The organism is Marinobacter azerbaijanicus (genome assembly GCF_030250645.1).
GTDB classification, from domain to species: Bacteria; Pseudomonadota; Gammaproteobacteria; order Pseudomonadales; family Oleiphilaceae; genus Marinobacter; species Marinobacter azerbaijanicus.
Genome location: NZ_JASSVS010000007.1, coordinates 61944 through 77480, shown reverse-complemented (window position 1 = coordinate 77480; position 15537 = coordinate 61944). Strand labels below are relative to the sequence as shown.

Here is a 15537-nt window from a genome sequence, read left to right as displayed (position 1 = left end):
AAAGCGCAAAGGTACAGCGGCTTATTGCTACAGGCAAGCAGAGCGACTACGGTTGTCCAGGAATTGCACAAGATCGTTCCAGGGCATGGGGCGGGCGTAGTAATAACCCTGAATTTCATCACAGTGGTGCTGGCGCAGGAATTCCAGTTGGCCTTCGGTTTCCACGCCCTCTGCAACAACACTGATCTGAAGACTGTGGGCCAGGCTGATGATAGCGCGGATAATGTGCTCCGCATCCGCTGACTGCCCCAGCTCCTGAACGAAGGACTTGTCGATTTTCACGAGAGAGATGGGTAGGTGCTGGAGATTGCTGAGGGAAGAGAACCCGGTACCGAAGTCGTCCAGGGCAAAACTGATGCCCAACTGATTGAGCTCACGCAGGCAGCGTTGGGCGTATTCCGGGTCATGCATCATGGCACTTTCGGTAAGCTCGAGTTCCAGCAGGCTGGTGTCCACATTGGCGTTGAAGATAATGCGGAATATGGTTTCGGTCATCTTGCGGTCGTGAAACTGACGGAAAGAGAGATTGACCGCAAATACCAGTCCCGGATGCCCCAGTTCCGACGAGTCCTGCAGACGCTTGCAGGCCTGTTCGATGACCCAGTAACCGATCGGCACGATCAGCCCGCTGCGCTCGGCCACGGGGATGAATTCATCGGGGCCCACCAGCCCCCGTTCCGGGTGATTCCATCGAAGCAGGCATTCCACGCCGCGGACTTCCCCGGATGCCAGGTCAATACGCGGCTGGTAATACACTTCCAGTTCATTACCCCGCAGGGCGTTGCGAAGATCCGCTTCAAGCCGTAACTGGTAGCCGGCCGTGATGTGCAACTGTCGATCATAGAACCGGTAACTGGTTCCCGGATCGCGCTTGGCCTCGAACATGGCGCGATTGGCTCGTCGCAGCAGGTTTTCCGGGCTGTCACCGGCTTCCGGGTAGGTGGCAACCCCAAGGCTTGCACTGACGACCACATTCTGGCCATCAATACTCAACGGTTCGCCGATGGCATTCACGACCTTGCGTATAATCTGGGTGATATCCAGCGAGTCTTCCACCTTCTCAACGATAATGGCGAATTCATCACCACCGATACGCATCAGTGAATCCACCCGCCGCAGATTCATGCGCAGACGTTCTGCCAGCCTGAGCATGATCTGGTCGCTTTTCTGGTAGCCAAAGGATTCATTGAAGCTACGAAAATCGTCCAGGTTGATATGCAGCAGCGCCAGGCGCTGATTGGCCCGTTCTGCTCTTAACAGCGCCTGCTGCAGGCGGTCGAAAAACAGATCGCGGTTGATAAAACCGCTGGCCACCTCCCTCCCTAACTGGCCGTGGGCGGACTCAGCCAGCTGCTGACGGTACCAGAGGCACCGGACGGCCCGGCACAGACTCCATTCGTCCAGCACCTGCCGCGACAGATAATCCGCCGCACCATTGGCAAGCAATGCCGGCGCCCGTTCGGCAGCCGGCTCCGCACTCATCGCCAGCACCGGTTTCTCATTGCTGGATACCGACAGGTATTGCAGAAAGGCATCTTCGGAGCCACCGTGAAACACACAGTCCCAGAGGATGACATCGACTTGGGTATTGCGAATCAGATCGTCACAGTCAATCAGGTCCGGACACCAGATAAGGTCTGGTTCCATTTCCCTGTCGCCTGCCAGCAATGCACCCAGCCACAAAAAATCCGCGTACTCAGGAGTCAGTACCAGAAGGCGTATACGGCCGGAATTAAGCGAGGTTACTGCCAGGGTCATCAAAAAGCATCCCGTTCCTGGTGGTCAATCATCTCCGTTCCCTCAAGAATAGCTGATAGATGCCCAAGGTACAGCAAGTCCCGCTGGTGTAGAATATAGACTTTCAGAGTTCACTCACGAAATTCCTATCTGGCGCCCTTATTGTGAACATGCTCAACCCCCGACAGAGTGAAGCCGTTCGATACGCGGACGGCCCCATGCTGGTGCTGGCTGGTGCCGGCAGCGGCAAGACCAGTGTAATCACACGCAAGGTGGCGTATCTGATTGAGCACCTGGGTATTCCGGGGCGACACATTGCTGCAGTTACCTTCACCAACAAGGCCGCACGGGAAATGAAAGAACGGGTCGGACGGCTGGTGGACCGCAAGCTGACCCGGGGCCTGATTGTGTCCACATTCCACAATCTGGGCCTGAACATGATCCGTGAAGAACACCAGCACCTGGGCTACCACCCAGGCTTTTCCATCTTCGACGCCGAAGATGCCAAGGCCCTGCTGCAGGACCTGATGATGCGCGAGGCCAGCGCGGACGCCGGTGATGAGCTCTCCGACGTACAGATGACCATCTCATCCTGGAAGAACGCCATGCGCAGCCCCCAGGATGCCTGGAGTCGCGCTGCGGACGAGCGGGAACAACGCATCGCCATTATCTACCGGTACTACAATGAATACCTGAAAGCCTACAACGCCGTTGATTTCGACGACCTGATCCTGCTGCCGGTGCAGCTGTTCCGCAACAATCCGGAAGTACTGCAGAAATGGCGGCGCAAGATCCGCTACATGCTGGTGGACGAGTACCAGGACACCAATGTGTGCCAGTACGAACTGGTGAAGCTGTTGGTCGCAGAGCGCGCCGCGTTCACGGTGGTGGGCGACGATGACCAGTCCATCTACGCATGGCGTGGCGCTCGGCCGGAGAATCTTGCCCAACTGAAGGAAGACTTCCCCAGCCTTAAAATCGTCAAGCTGGAACAGAACTACCGTTCCACTGTGCGCATCCTTCGCTGTGCCAATACGGTGATCGCCAACAATCCCCACGTGTTCGAAAAGGCCCTGTGGAGTGACCACACCATCGGGGATGAGTTGCGCATTGTCCGCTGCCGCAACGAGGATGCGGAAGCAGAACGCGTGGCAACGGAAATCCTCGATCAGAAACTCAGGAAGGGCCAGGCATTCCGGGATTTCGCCGTGCTTTACCGCGGTAATCACCAGGCCCGACTGCTGGAAATGAAGCTGCAGGCTTACCAGATTCCCTACCGTATCTCCGGCGGCCAGTCGTTTTTTTCCAAGAACGAGATCAAGGACGCCATGTCCTACCTCCGGCTAATGGTAAACCCGGATGACAATGCAGCGTTCCTGCGGGTTGTGAACGTGCCTCGCAGGGAAATCGGTCCCCGCACCCTGGAGCAGCTCAGCCATTACGCCCGCTCCCGCGACGTGAGCCTGTTCCGCGCGCTCGGCGACATGGGCGCCGAAACCCATGTCACGGAAAAGGGCCTGGACCGCCTGCGCCGCTTCGCCCACTGGGTGGACAACACCTGTGAACGCCTGCTCCGGGAAGACCCGATCCCGGTGATCAAGCAACTGTTCACCGACATCGAATACGAAGAATGGCTGCATCTGCACTCCGGCTCACCGAAACAGGCGGAGCGGCGCATGGAGAACATCTGGTACCTGGTGGAATCCATCCAGCGCATGCTGGATGATGGCAAGGGCACCGCCGACGAGATGGGCATCGAAGACGCCATCAGCCGTTTGATCCTCCGGGACATGATGGAGCAGCGGGAAGAGGAAGACGACAGCGACAAGGTCCAGTTGCTGACCCTGCACGCCTCCAAGGGCCTGGAGTTCCCACATGTCTTTATCATGGGCCTGGAAGAAGAGATCCTGCCACACCGCTCCAGCATTGAAGAGGGCAATATCGAGGAAGAACGGCGGCTGATGTATGTAGGCATTACCCGCGCCAGGGAAACCCTTACCCTGACTTTCGCTGCCCAGCGCAAACAGTACGGAGAGAAGCTGGAGACCATCCCCAGCCGGTTTCTGGATGAGCTACCCGAGGATGACCTGCGCTGGGAAGGTACCGGTGATCTGGATGTGGAAGCCAACCAGCAGCGGGGCAAGGCAACCTTGAGCGCCCTGCTTGGAGATCTCGGAAACTGAATTTCACTTTTTTTCACATTCACTGCATCTTTATCGAATCCTGATCCGTCTTGGTAACGGGAACTGCGGTTTCCACCTGTACAACAACAAGATCAGGAGAACATAATGTTCCGACTACCCAATCGTTTCTTGACCGCAACCGGCTCTTTACTGCTGCTCACGGCCGGGCCGGCCACAGTGAGCGCAGGGCTTCTTGGGGGCCTGCTGGACGGATCGTCAGACGATACCACTGTTGAATCCAGCGAACCCACCCTTCCGGACAGCTACAGTCCAAAGGGTCGCTTTAGCGCGCCATTCGCCGAACCAACCATCATTGTCGATGGCCAGGCCGTGGATACCGACGAAAAATGCATCACCCGCGCCGATGGCATGGATGAGTGCAAGCCGGCGGCGGGCACTTTGGCTCTGCTCAAGGATGGGCGACTGCTCTACCTGAATGCTCTGGAAGGCACTGAAAACGTTGAGCTGTCAATCGTCGCCGAGTTCGGAGAGGTGTCCGTCAACGACCAGACCCGGGTACTGTCACTGGACAAGAATGACAACCCCTCCTGGCTCAAACCCTCGCCGCTGGATGCAGGCGCCAACCCGGACGGCAATGACAGCGAAACCCTTTTGAGCGGCACAGAGCTGGATGGCGCGCTTGATACCGCGGACAATACCAGTAAGAACGATGGCGCCCTGTTCTGCTCCGACGTTATCGGCCTGGCCAATGGCGATGTCATGGCCGTTGGCGGCACTGATTATTACTCCGAGCCAGGCGTCGATGGTCTCCCGCTGGGCGTCGCCGAGCTGGAAGGCATCAAGAACTCCCGGATATTCGATGAGGAAACCAACACCTGGCGCCAGAGCGGTGACATGACCTACGGCCGCTGGTATCCCTCGCTCGTTACCATGGGCAACGGTGATATCTTTGTTGCCAGCGGTGTCACCAAGTTGCTGAAACCGGTATATCCGGAAGATCCCCTCAACAGTGGTCGCAACGTAGTGCAGACCGAGACCTACAACCCCTGTGCCGGCACCTGGACGCAAAACCCCTCAACGGCGGATCGGTCACTTCCCCTTTATCCGCGGATGCACCTGCTGCCCAACGGCCATGTCTTCTACAATGCCGGCGGCCAGGCGTTCAATCCGTTCGGTCAGGGTTACGATCAGGCGCTGTGGAACATCACCGCCAGCTACAATCCGGACACACAGAGCTGGACAGACATCGGCTATGCCGGCCTGCCCCTGCGCCTGGATGAAGCGGGGCTGGCTGAGCTCAGCAGCACCCTGAACATCACCAATGCCTCCCTTGAACAGGCTTCATCCCTGCTTGGGGATATTCTTGAGTCACCGACGGATCTGCTCAACAGCGGTGCCGATCTCGGTGTTTCCGAAGAGCAACTGAAGATGGCTATTGCCGGTGGCATGCGCGGCTCTACTTCCTCCACCATGCTGCCACTGAGACCGAATGCCAGCGGTGAATATACAGATGTTGAACTGCTGACCGCGGGCGGTGTACCCAGCTACGCTCTGCTTACCAATCCGGGGGGATATCTGCCAACGGACCAGAGCCGGATCGACCGAATCTCTACCAATGGCGATGAGATTGGCTACGAGTCACGCCTGACCGGCTCTCTGAACCAGCCACGCTGGTACGGAACCAACGTGGTCATGCCGGACGGCAGCGTGATGGTCTTCAGTGGCGGCAACCGCGACGGTGTAGTCGCACCAGGGCTGGAAGGCCCCATCAGGACAGCCGAGCGCTTTGATCCGGAAACCGGCACCTGGACCGAGATGGCCACTGGCCATCGCGCCCGCACCTACCACAATACCGCGGTATTGATGGAAGATGGCCGGGTGATGATCGCCGGGCATTCACCCATCAATACCGCATACCTGACTTTCGTCAATCTGGAAGACTTCGGACTGGCCCCTTATGACGGCCGCGATCCGAGCTTCGAGATCTACACGCCACCTTACGCCATGCGCAACGATCGCCCGGAGATCAAAAGCGCTCCGAGCAATCTGACCATAGGCGACCGCTTCAACATCAAGGTTGACCAGGCAGACGAGATCGACAAGGCACTGTTGATTCGGCGCACCGTGATGACCCACGTGATTGACGGCGATCAGCGTGCCATTGAGTTGATGATTGAGAAGCGTCCGGGCAACAGAGTGACCCTGACCATGCCAGATAACCACAACGTCGTCCCGGCAGGTGAATACATGCTGTTTGTGAGCAAGGACACGCCCGAGGGTCGGGTTCCGTCAGTATCCGCACCCATTACCGTGGTCAATGAAAGCCTCGAGTGCATGGCACCCGCCGAGGTGGCCAGCGACACCACCACTGAAGATGGCATCATCGAGTCAACGCTCGAGATTCTGTAGGTCTTCAAGGGGAGTTGCATTATGACCATCGGACAAACCGGAACCGGCGTAGCGGGTCTGGTGTTGTTCGGCCTGGCGTCCCTGTCAGCCCCCGGGCTTGCTGGGGCCCACGGTGCACCTGATGTAGAGGGTGTGCCGGAGGGTATCGTTAAGGCCCGCATCACCGACCACCCTGACATTCAGGGACTCAGCGCCATGATTCTGGACGCGCCGCGGCCCGGCATCATGTTTCGCTACAAGGGTGAAAACCCTCTGACCGTGCTGGGTATGGACGGAGAGGCGTTCTTGCGATTCACAGGAACGGAAGTGGCGGTGAATATCCACAGCCCGAGCTGGGAGGCACTGCCGGGCCGGTCAGAAATGCCCGAATCCGGGTCGAGTGATGGGCAGGAGTCAGAACAGACCACCTGGATGACGCTGTCCCGATCCGGCAGCTTTGGCTGGATGGACCCCCGCCTCAACGCCTTGCAGGATGCACACAGCGGGGACAGCACTCAAACCTGGTCCATTACAATCGGAACTGCAGACGGCGGCACCGATCGTATTGGGGGCAGACTGACCTTCACTCCGCTTCAATAAAACCTGAAAGTGTTCCACTTATTACACAAAAGCCCCGCAATGCGGGGCTTTTCGATTCTGCGGTAGCACAGCGTTTGATTACTCGCTCTGCTCAACCATGTACTCGACGGCCACTTCAATTTCCTCGTCTGAACAGCTTGAACAGCCGCCCTTGGCAGGCATGGCGTTGAAGCCATTGATGGCGTGGCTCACCAGAGTCTCAAGCCCCTTATCAATGCGACCGCCCCAGGCATCCGAGTCGCCCACGATGGGTGCACCAGCGGCGCCGGAAGCGTGGCAGGCAGCACAGGCTGCGTCGTAGACTTCATTGCCGGAACGAGGCTCCGAGCTGGCCGATGCAGCAGGCGCTGCTTCTTGTCCGCAGTCTTCTCCCTGCACACAAACATCGCCGACCGGAGCAATACGGGAGCGGATTTCATCTTCAACATTGGCCATTACGGCACCTGTTGTCAGGCCGAAGCCAAGCAATACGGCAGCCAGGACTCTCTTCATCTTCACATTGCACCTCGCAATTGGGCGTTATAATAATCAGTGGACGCATTATAGCGACTGCGGCGGGGCAAAAAAACCAAAGTGCAAAATGAACGCCCGCTTTCAATCGGTTTCGTTGCCATTTCGTAAGTCTGAAGGCCCTGCCCGCCTATTCCGGGTACCATACACAAAACACATCCCGAGGGTCGCAATTTATGTCTGATGCGAATCAAACGCACCCCCATCCCTGGCGCAAACCACTCCTGATCACTGAGTTCACAGCGCTGGCCATCCTGCTGGTGTCCATGGGGTGGTTTTCCAGCCGCTCCGAAAGTGGGGCCGAGCTCAGCCCTGCCTGGCTATTGATCCCTGCAGCAGCCAGCCTGGCAGTGTTTATCAGCTTTATCGGCCTTATGTATCTACGCTGGGTGGTTGCCGCCGCTGCGGAGCGCAGAACCCGCCACAAGATTGTATTTTCACTGCTGGTGGTGACCCTGCTCGGCGTCTGGGCTTACGGTATCGCCAATACATGGATCAGTCTCTCCAACCCATAAGGACAGGGCAATGCCAGTCATTTTCAACTTAAGGCCCGTGCAATCCACCAGTTTCGTGCTCTGCCTCTGTGCAGCATCGGCCAGTGTGGCGCAACAACAAACAGAAACAGAAGCGAGCTTCGAGGATATGTCACTGGAAGATTGTGCGTTGATTGAGGACGGGGTCCAGCGCCTGGCTTGCTATGACGCGATCAACGACCCGGTAGCGGCCCGCGAGCAGGCGTCGGAGGGCAAACTCAAGGAAAGCTCTGAATCGCTCGATGCACTGGCATATGAAGAGCTGGCTGATGCGGAAGAAGACGATCCGGCCGTTGAAAATCTGGAAGCGGGCGGCGAGAACTCCGGGGTGATGTCTGCTCTTGTTAACCGTTACGTAGAGGCGGAAAAGGCGATTTTCTCGTTTTCCGGCAGTTTTGTCGGTCACCGGCCAATGTACATTCTGCCTGTCAGCTACATGAGAAATGCCAACCGAACCCCCAGCAGCCCGAGGTTGGGCCCCACCCGTTATGATTATGGCATTGACAACCAGGAAGCCAAATACCAGATCAGCTTCAAGGTGCCTCTGCTCACCGGCTGGCTCGACGACCGCACAACGCTCTGGTTCGGATATACCCAGAGGTCGTTCTGGCAGGTTTACAATAAGGATGATTCCGCGCCGTTTCGTGAAACCAACTTCGAGCCGGAAATCTTCCTGCGATATGCCATGGATCACGATATCGGCCCGGGCACCCTGAACGGTGTCACGCTGGGTCTGAACCATCAGTCCAATGGACAGTCCGAACCCCGTTCCCGTAGCTGGAACCGGATTATGGCATCGGTGGCCTATAGTTATGACCGTTGGCTGTTCATGGTTCAGCCATGGTACCGGTTACCGGACAGTGAGGATGACAACGAGGATATCGAGCGGTATCTGGGGCATGCCGATTACAGGGCAATCTACAAGTGGAGCGAGAATAGGACACTGTCACTGACACTGCAGAATAACTTACGGACCGAGGATAACAGGACGTCTGTTGAGCTGGGTTATAGCTTTCCCATGGGGGATACCATCAAGGGGTATATTCAGTATTACAATGGCTATGGGGAGAGTCTGATTGACTACAATCAGCGGATTGAGCGGATTGGTATCGGGATTATGCTGAACGACTGGCTTTGAACTTTTGGTGCAAGGCCACTCAGGCGGATAGTGGTGCCAGAAACACGCTGTAAATACGTCCCTGTACGCTTGAGCTCCGCCATCCCTGGCTCCGCACAGTTTCTGGCACCACTATCCGCCTGACTGACCCCATATTTCTGTGGCAGCCTTACTTGTTCAATCGCTCCATTTCTGCAAGCAGTTCTGCAGTTTTTTCTTTCATCAACGGAATATCCCCCCTCGATTCCACGTTCAGGCGAACCACCGGTTCGGTGTTGGACATGCGGAGGTTGAAGCGCCAGTCGTCAAATTCGATGCTTACACCATCCACATGGGAGACGTTTTTGGCGCCCACGCTGTATTTGGCTTCGATGGCTGTAATGACCTTGGGTGGGTCGGCGATGGTGCGGTTGATTTCGCCGCTGGCCGGGTAGGCTTCTATGCGGGCGTCGATCAGGGACGATAACGTCTGGCCGGACTGGCACAGGCGTTCAGCAATCAGCAGCCAGGGGATCATGCCGCTGTCGCAGTAGGCGAAATCACGGAAATAGTGGTGGGCGCTCATTTCGCCCCCATACACCGCGTCTTCGTCGCGCATGCGCTGTTTGATGAAGGCGTGGCCGGTTTTGCTTTCGATGGCTTCACCACCAGCGGCCTTGACCAGATCGATGGTGTTCCAGGTCAGCCTTGGGTCGTGGATGACTTTGCCGCCGCCGGTTTTGCGGAGGAACTGATCTGCCAGCAGGCCAACAATATAGTAGCCTTCAATGAAACGGCCGTTTTCGTCAAAGAAGAAGCAACGGTCATAATCGCCATCCCAGGCGATGCCCATGGCGGCGCCGTGTTCGATGACTGCTTCGGCTGTTACGGCGCGGTTTTCTTCAAGAATGGGGTTCGGAACGCCGTTAGGAAAGTTGCCGTCGGCCTCGTGATGCACTTTCGCAAAATCGAACGGCAGGTGCTGTTCCAGCTCGTCGATAATCAGCCCCGCCCCGCCGTTACCGGCATTGACCACGATGGTCATTGGCTTGAGTGAACCTGAATCCACATAGCCCAACAGATGGTCAATATAGGCGGTCATGACTTCCAGCGGTTCATATCGCCCCTGCTTCGGCGCGTCGCCAAAGGGCTCTGGCACCCGGTCGCGGATATCGTTCAGGCCGTTATCGGAGCTGATGGGGCGCGAGTCCGGCCCCACCATTTTCATGCCGTTGTGGTCACGGGGATTGTGGCTGGCAGTTACCATGATGCCGCCATCCATCTTGTAATGGCTGGTGGCGAAATAGACCAGTTCGGTGCCGCACAGACCGATATCGAATACATCGGCCCCGGCGGCCATCAGGCCGGAACTGAGCGCATCAGCAATTTCGGGGCTGGAAAGACGGATATCGTAGCCGACAATCACGCGCTTCGCCCCGGTTACCTCCGCGTAGGCACGGCCGATACGCTCTGCCAGCTGAGGATTGAGCTGGTCCGGCACACGGCCGCGAAGGTCATAGGCTTTAAAGCAGGACAAATCCATTGCCACTGGTGTTTACTCCCCTCCGGAAGACTGAAGCTGTATGTAATTCTGGATGCCCATCCTGGAGATCATATCCAGCTGGGTTTCCAGCCAGTCAATGTGCTCCTCTTCGCTTTCCAGAATACGCCTGAACAGTTCCCGTGAGCCGTAGTCCTTGATCTGGTCACAATAGGCAATGGCTTCCACATATTCGGCGTGACCTGCCCGTTCAAGCTTCAGGTCGCACTGGAGCATTTCCTCCACGTTTTCGCCAATCAGTAGCTTGTTCAGGTCCTGCAGGTTGGGCAATCCCTCGAGAAACAGAATACGCTCAATCAACTGATCAGCGTGTTTCATCTCATCGATTGACTCTTCGTACTCTTTTTCCGCCAGCTTGGTGATGCCCCAGTCCTTGTACATCCGGGCATGCAGGAAATACTGGTTGATGGCAGTCAGCTCGCTTGCAAGAGCCTTGTTGAGGTACTGGATGACCTTTTTGTCGCCTTTCATAACCCGAATCCTTTTTAGTGATTACCTTAACCCACTAGGATAGACGGTTTATCCGCGATAAAAAATCACACCTGTGAAAAGGTCGCAAATGGAAAGCAGATGAATTGCAGGGCGCTCAGGCTGGCTGGGCAAGCAGGTTTGCCATGGCCATATAATCCGGGGCACGGCTCTCACGCAGTATTTCTCGCGCAGTACAGGCACAGCGACCACATTGCGTACCCACGCCGAGCTCCTTACCAAGCTGGCGCATGGAACTGACGCCACTGTCAGCGGCTTCGCGGATTTCTCTGTCGGTTACACCATGGCAAAGACATACGTACATACGGGTTCTCACCGGACCAATGAAAGGTACTGATAATTATTGTCATTTGCATGCGGCTTTGCAACCCCTGCGAGCGTTTTTTGTGCAATTAATTGTTTCCATAGCCTTCAGATGCCTGTGAGGCGGAACGCCAGTGGCAGTATCAGGGCGGTAAAAATACCCGTCAGCCCCATTCCCAGGGAAGCAAAGGCCCCGGCAGTGGGGCCCAGCTCAAATGCCCTGGCGGTGCCCAGGGCATGGCCGTTCAATCCCAGGGCAAAACCGAGAATGCGCTGGTCAGTAATAGAGAACCAGCGGGCGATCAGATCCACAAAAAGCGTAGCCAACATGCCGGTAATCAGCAGCCCGCCCATCATCAGGGACACGGAGCCGCCCAGTTGCTCGGTGATACCGATGGCGATAGGTGCCGTCACCGACTTCGGCGCCAGCGACGCCAGCACTTCCGGTGAAGCCCCCAGCGCGGCGGCGATCACCACGGCGTAGACTGCAGCCAGGGTAGCCGCCACCGGCAAGGTGAACAGGATGGGGCGCCACAACGCCCGGATATGATGCATCTGCTGGTACAGGGGCACACCCAGCGCCACCGTCGCCGGGCCCAGCAGCACAGAGAGCCATTGCGAGCCTTCGCGATATTCTGCGTATTCCATGGTCAGAATCACAATCATCCCGCTGACCAGCATGGCTGAAATCAGGATCGGCGGTAACCACACCGGTTGCTTCAACATCCTGAAAAGGCGATTACCGGCGAAAAATGCTCCCAACGTCAGTACAATCGCCAACACCGGGCTGGTGGAAAGAAGGCCGAGCAGTTCCTCGAAGCGGCCGGGCAGATCACTCATGGCCACCAACCTCCCTGCCACCGAAACGCTTCATCAGCCATAGGGTTGTGAGCACGCTCAGCAGGGTGCCTACGCCCAAGGCAACACCAATCGCCAACCATTGCCCTGCAAACTCCCCGACAACAAAAAACACCCCCACCACCCCCGGCATAATCAGCAGCACCAGTACCGAAATCAGCGCCTGGCTGGCTCCCGCCAGGCTGTCACTGATGGTCCCCTTCCCCATCAGCAACAGGGTAAGCAATATCATTCCGATAACTCCGCCGCTCACCGGCAAAGCCAGTAGCACCCGGACAGCCTCACCGGCGATAAAGAACACCGTCAACACCAGAAAACCGTACAACATCGACATGGGAATTGTTTCTCTGCGGAGTATTTGATCTACACTAGCATCCCGGCCACACCAACGCAGGACGCCCAATGGCTCTCAAGGCAACCATCTTCAAGGCAACGCTGAACATAGCGGACATGGACCGGCATTATTATGCCGACCACCACCTCACCGTCGCCCGCCACCCGTCGGAGACTGACGAGCGCATGATGATACGCCTGCTGGCGTTCATACTGAACGCCGGTGAGAGCCTTGAATTCACCAAGGGCATCAGCACCGACGACGAACCGGACCTGTGGCAGAAAAGCCTGAGCGACGAAATTGAGCTGTGGATCGAACTGGGCCTGCCGGACGAGAGCCGCCTGCGTAAAGCCTGCAACCGGGCGGACCAGGTGATTCTGTATACCTATGGCGGCCGCGCCGTGCCGCTGTGGTGGGAAAAACACCAGGGCAAACTGACCCGCTTCAATAACCTCACCATCATTAACCTGCCGCCGGAGGCCACCGAGCCGCTTGCCAACCTGGCAGAACGCAGCATGAACCTGCAATGCACTATCCAGGACGGGACAGTGAATATTGGTAACGACCAAACGCTCGTCACCCTGACGCCGGAACCGCTCTACCCTGAATAAAAAATCACCTTTTCAGGTCTACCAGAATGATACAGTTTACGTTAAGGTAAACTTTAGCCGATATTGAACGGGGCCGCACCAGGTTCTGTGAGATTGGCTATACTCAAAAAAACATCGACACCCTCACAAGGGGTGTTTTGTTCCTCAGGCCACTACCCCAGGAAGAGGATTATGACAACAACAAAAGCCAAAGTTGTTTATTCTCCGGTTTTTACCGACGGTGCGGAATTCCGTATTCCCACCTTCAAGTTACTGAAGCAGGACGGCTCGCTCTATAAGGGCGCCAAGGCCCCCGAGCTCGATAAAGAAAAAGCCCTGCGCATCTATCGGGCAATGGTAACCACCCGGATTCTTGATGAACGCATGCTCGCCGCCCAGCGTCAGGGACGCCTGAGCTTCTACATGCAGTGCACCGGTGAGGAAGCCGCCGTTATCGGCAGTACCGCCGCACTGGATGACGGCGACATGATCATGGCGCAGTATCGGGAACAGGGCTCCCTGGTCTACCGCGGCTTCACCATCGATGAGTTCATGAACCAGCTGTTCGGCAACGAACTGGACTATGGCAAAGGGCGCCAGATGCCCGTTCACTATGGTTCCAGCAAGCTGAACTACATGACCATCTCATCGCCCCTGGCCACGCAGATTCCCCAGGCCACAGGCTACGCCTACGGCCAGAAAATGGCAGGCGAGGGTCACTGCACCGTCACCTATTTCGGCGAAGGCGCTGCCTCGGAAGGTGACTTCCACGCGGCCCTGAACATGGCCGCCGTCCACCGTGTGCCGGTCATTTTCCTATGCCGCAACAACGGCTACGCCATTTCCACGCCGGCCGCCGAGCAGTTCGCCGCTGATGGTGTGGCGCCCCGGGCCTACGGCTACAAGATGGACGTGATCCGTGTCGATGGTAACGACATCCTAGCCATGCACGAGGCCACCAAAGCGGCCCGTAGCCTGGCAGTGGAGCACAATCGCCCGGTATTGATTGAAGCCATGAGCTATCGCCTGGCAGCCCACTCCTCCTCCGACGACCCGTCCGGCTATCGCAGCAAGGACGAGGAAGCCGTTTGGCGTGAGAAAGATCCGATCCTGCGGATGCGGCTCTGGCTCGAGCGCAAGAAGTGGTGGACCGAAGACGATGAGAAACAGTTGCAGGAAAACATGCGCCGCGAGGTTCTCGAGACCATGAAACGAGCGCAGAAACGGCCACCACCTGCGCTTGATACCCTGGTGAGCGACGTCTATGACGAAGTGCCGCCGGCTCTGGCCGAGCAGTTCGACAAGCTCAAGGCGCATATCCGGCGGCACCCGGACGCGTACCCGAAGAGTGCCGAACATGCTAAGCAAACAAGCAAAGAGGGAGGCCTGAGATGACACATATGAACATGCTTCAGGCCATCAACAATGCTCTCGATACCGCCATGGCTGCCAACGAGCGGGTGCTGTGTTTCGGTGAGGATGTGGGTGTTTTCGGCGGCGTATTCCGCGCCACCAGCAACCTGCAACAAAAGTACGGCAAGGCCCGCTGTTTCAACACGCCACTGGTGGAACAGGGCATCATCGGCTTCGCCAACGGCCTCGCGGCCCAGGGTTCCGTGCCGGTCGCCGAGATACAGTTTGCCGATTACATCTTCCCGGCCTTTGACCAGATCGTGAACGAGTCGGCCAAGTTCCGTTACCGCTCCGGCAACCTGTTCAATGTGGGCGGGCTCACCATTCGCGCCCCTTATGGTGGCGGCATTGCCGGTGGGCTCTATCACTCGCAGTCACCGGAAGCCTATTTTGCCCACACTCCGGGCCTCAAGATCGTGGTGCCACGTAACCCGCACCAGGCCAAGGGCCTGCTTCTGGCCGCCATCCACGACCAGAATCCGACTCTGTTCTTCGAGCCCAAACGGCTGTACCGCGCCTCCGTGGGCGACGTGCCGGACGAAGACTATCGGCTGCCACTGGGCGAAGCCGAGGTACTCAAGGAAGGCACGGATGTCACTGTGCTGGGCTGGGGTGCGCAAATGGAAGTGATTGAACACGCCGTCGAAATGGCGGAAAAAGAAGGCATTTCCTGTGAAGTCATCGACCTGAGAACCATCCTGCCGTGGGATGTGGAAACCGTGGCCAACTCGGTGTTCAAGACCGGGCGCCTGGTGGTTACCCACGAAGCCCCGCTGACCGGCGGATTCGCCGGTGAAATTGCGGCGACGATACAGGAGCGCTGTTTCCTGTACCTGGAGTCCCCGATCGCGCGGGTGACCGGGATGGACACTCCCTTCCCGCTGGTGCTGGAAAAAGAGCACCTGCCCAATCACCTGAAGGTCTATGAGGCCATCAGGTCGAGCGTGGAATTCTAGGTTGATATCAGGACAGGAGAGCAAT

15 protein-coding genes are annotated in these 15537 nt (G+C 57.3%); 8 read left to right on the top strand and 7 right to left on the bottom strand.

Going from position 1 to position 15537, the window contains the following annotated elements:
• Positions 1 to 27: 27 nt before the first annotated feature.
• A complete protein-coding gene (locus QPM17_RS14530) occupies positions 28 to 1758 on the bottom strand; it encodes a putative bifunctional diguanylate cyclase/phosphodiesterase (RefSeq protein ID WP_285391539.1) in 1731 nt (576 codons plus the stop codon).
• 143 nt (positions 1759 to 1901) lie between these two features.
• Between QPM17_RS14530 and rep the strand changes: the two genes are divergently transcribed.
• The 3 genes from rep (at position 1902) to QPM17_RS14515 (ending at position 6869) form a co-directional block, all read left to right on the top strand.
• A complete protein-coding gene (rep, locus tag QPM17_RS14525; RefSeq protein ID WP_285391537.1) occupies positions 1902 to 3920 on the top strand; it encodes a DNA helicase Rep in 2019 nt (672 codons plus the stop codon).
• Between the two features lie 105 nt (positions 3921 to 4025).
• Positions 4026 to 6290 carry a galactose oxidase early set domain-containing protein gene (locus QPM17_RS14520; protein WP_285391536.1) on the top strand — a complete coding sequence of 755 codons (2265 nt, stop codon included), beginning with the start codon at positions 4026 to 4028 and terminating at the stop codon, positions 6288 to 6290.
• A gap of 21 nt (positions 6291 to 6311) precedes the next feature.
• Positions 6312 to 6869 carry a hypothetical protein gene (locus tag QPM17_RS14515; protein ID WP_285391535.1) on the top strand — a complete coding sequence of 186 codons (558 nt, stop codon included), beginning with the start codon at positions 6312 to 6314 and terminating at the stop codon, positions 6867 to 6869.
• Positions 6870 to 6947: 78 nt separating this feature from the next.
• Here QPM17_RS14515 and QPM17_RS14510 read toward each other — a convergent pair whose 3' ends face one another.
• Positions 6948 to 7361: a c-type cytochrome gene (locus tag QPM17_RS14510; protein ID WP_285391534.1), complete on the bottom strand. Its 414-nt coding sequence runs from the start codon at positions 7359 to 7361 to the stop codon at positions 6948 to 6950.
• Between the two features lie 194 nt (positions 7362 to 7555).
• Here QPM17_RS14510 and QPM17_RS14505 point away from each other — a divergent pair, with 194 nt between their 5' ends.
• Positions 7556 to 7894 (top strand): hypothetical protein, encoded by a 339-nt coding sequence (locus QPM17_RS14505; RefSeq protein WP_285391533.1) that lies wholly within the window; start codon positions 7556 to 7558, stop codon positions 7892 to 7894.
• Between the two features lie 10 nt (positions 7895 to 7904).
• On the top strand, positions 7905 to 9050 hold the full coding sequence (locus QPM17_RS14500; RefSeq protein ID WP_285391532.1) for a phospholipase A: 1146 nt from the start codon (positions 7905 to 7907) through the stop codon (positions 9048 to 9050).
• A 148-nt stretch (positions 9051 to 9198) separates the two neighbouring features.
• Here QPM17_RS14500 and QPM17_RS14495 read toward each other — a convergent pair whose 3' ends face one another.
• The 5 genes from QPM17_RS14495 to QPM17_RS14475 all read right to left on the bottom strand — a co-directional run bounded on the left by QPM17_RS14495 (position 9199) and on the right by QPM17_RS14475 (position 12553).
• Positions 9199 to 10551 carry a phosphohexomutase domain-containing protein gene (locus QPM17_RS14495; protein ID WP_285391693.1) on the bottom strand — a complete coding sequence of 451 codons (1353 nt, stop codon included), beginning with the start codon at positions 10549 to 10551 and terminating at the stop codon, positions 9199 to 9201.
• 12 nt (positions 10552 to 10563) lie between these two features.
• The gene (gene bfr / locus QPM17_RS14490; protein WP_285391531.1) at positions 10564 to 11040 is read right to left on the bottom strand and encodes a bacterioferritin; all 477 of its coding nucleotides are present in this window, start codon (positions 11038 to 11040) and stop codon (positions 10564 to 10566) included.
• 115 nt (positions 11041 to 11155) lie between these two features.
• Positions 11156 to 11362, bottom strand: a complete 207-nt coding sequence (locus QPM17_RS14485; protein WP_285391530.1) for a bacterioferritin-associated ferredoxin — start codon at positions 11360 to 11362, stop codon at positions 11156 to 11158.
• Between the two features lie 107 nt (positions 11363 to 11469).
• A complete protein-coding gene (locus QPM17_RS14480; protein WP_285391528.1) occupies positions 11470 to 12201 on the bottom strand; it encodes an LrgB family protein in 732 nt (243 codons plus the stop codon).
• The gene (locus tag QPM17_RS14475) at positions 12194 to 12553 is read right to left on the bottom strand and encodes a CidA/LrgA family protein (protein ID WP_285391527.1); all 360 of its coding nucleotides are present in this window, start codon (positions 12551 to 12553) and stop codon (positions 12194 to 12196) included. Before QPM17_RS14475 ends, QPM17_RS14480 begins: the two co-directional genes overlap by 8 nt.
• A 68-nt stretch (positions 12554 to 12621) precedes the next feature.
• On the opposite strand from QPM17_RS14475, the gene QPM17_RS14470 reads away from it, so the two are divergent.
• The 3 genes from QPM17_RS14470 (at position 12622) to QPM17_RS14460 (ending at position 15512) form a co-directional block, all read left to right on the top strand.
• Positions 12622 to 13164 (top strand): YaeQ family protein, encoded by a 543-nt coding sequence (locus QPM17_RS14470; protein WP_285391526.1) that lies wholly within the window; start codon positions 12622 to 12624, stop codon positions 13162 to 13164.
• 171 nt (positions 13165 to 13335) lie between these two features.
• Entirely contained in the window at positions 13336 to 14538 is a 1203-nt protein-coding gene (locus QPM17_RS14465) for a thiamine pyrophosphate-dependent dehydrogenase E1 component subunit alpha (protein WP_285391525.1), read from the top strand.
• Complete coding sequence (locus QPM17_RS14460) at positions 14535 to 15512, top strand: alpha-ketoacid dehydrogenase subunit beta (protein WP_285391524.1); 978 nt, start codon at positions 14535 to 14537, stop codon at positions 15510 to 15512. The genes QPM17_RS14465 and QPM17_RS14460 overlap by 4 nt, the downstream gene beginning before the upstream one ends.
• Positions 15513 to 15537 lie beyond the last annotated feature (25 nt).

Bases quoted from the DNA above. Each gene is read 5' to 3' on its own strand.
- QPM17_RS14530 (WP_285391539.1), bottom strand. From the start codon at position 1,758: ATGACCCTGGCAGTAACCTCGCTTAATTCCGGCCGTATACGCCTTCTG.
- QPM17_RS14520 (WP_285391536.1), top strand. From the start codon at position 4,026: ATGTTCCGACTACCCAATCGTTTCTTGACCGCAACCGGCTCTTTACTG.
- QPM17_RS14515 (WP_285391535.1), top strand. From the start codon at position 6,312: ATGACCATCGGACAAACCGGAACCGGCGTAGCGGGTCTGGTGTTGTTC.
- QPM17_RS14510 (WP_285391534.1), bottom strand. From the start codon at position 7,361: ATGAAGAGAGTCCTGGCTGCCGTATTGCTTGGCTTCGGCCTGACAACA.
- QPM17_RS14505 (WP_285391533.1), top strand. From the start codon at position 7,556: ATGTCTGATGCGAATCAAACGCACCCCCATCCCTGGCGCAAACCACTC.
- QPM17_RS14500 (WP_285391532.1), top strand. From the start codon at position 7,905: ATGCCAGTCATTTTCAACTTAAGGCCCGTGCAATCCACCAGTTTCGTG.
- QPM17_RS14495 (WP_285391693.1), bottom strand. From the start codon at position 10,551: ATGGATTTGTCCTGCTTTAAAGCCTATGACCTTCGCGGCCGTGTGCCG.
- bfr (WP_285391531.1), bottom strand. From the start codon at position 11,040: ATGAAAGGCGACAAAAAGGTCATCCAGTACCTCAACAAGGCTCTTGCA.
- QPM17_RS14485 (WP_285391530.1), bottom strand. From the start codon at position 11,362: ATGTACGTATGTCTTTGCCATGGTGTAACCGACAGAGAAATCCGCGAA.
- QPM17_RS14480 (WP_285391528.1), bottom strand. From the start codon at position 12,201: ATGAGTGATCTGCCCGGCCGCTTCGAGGAACTGCTCGGCCTTCTTTCC.
- QPM17_RS14475 (WP_285391527.1), bottom strand. From the start codon at position 12,553: ATGTCGATGTTGTACGGTTTTCTGGTGTTGACGGTGTTCTTTATCGCC.
- QPM17_RS14470 (WP_285391526.1), top strand. From the start codon at position 12,622: ATGGCTCTCAAGGCAACCATCTTCAAGGCAACGCTGAACATAGCGGAC.
- QPM17_RS14465 (WP_285391525.1), top strand. From the start codon at position 13,336: ATGACAACAACAAAAGCCAAAGTTGTTTATTCTCCGGTTTTTACCGAC.
- QPM17_RS14460 (WP_285391524.1), top strand. From the start codon at position 14,535: ATGACACATATGAACATGCTTCAGGCCATCAACAATGCTCTCGATACC.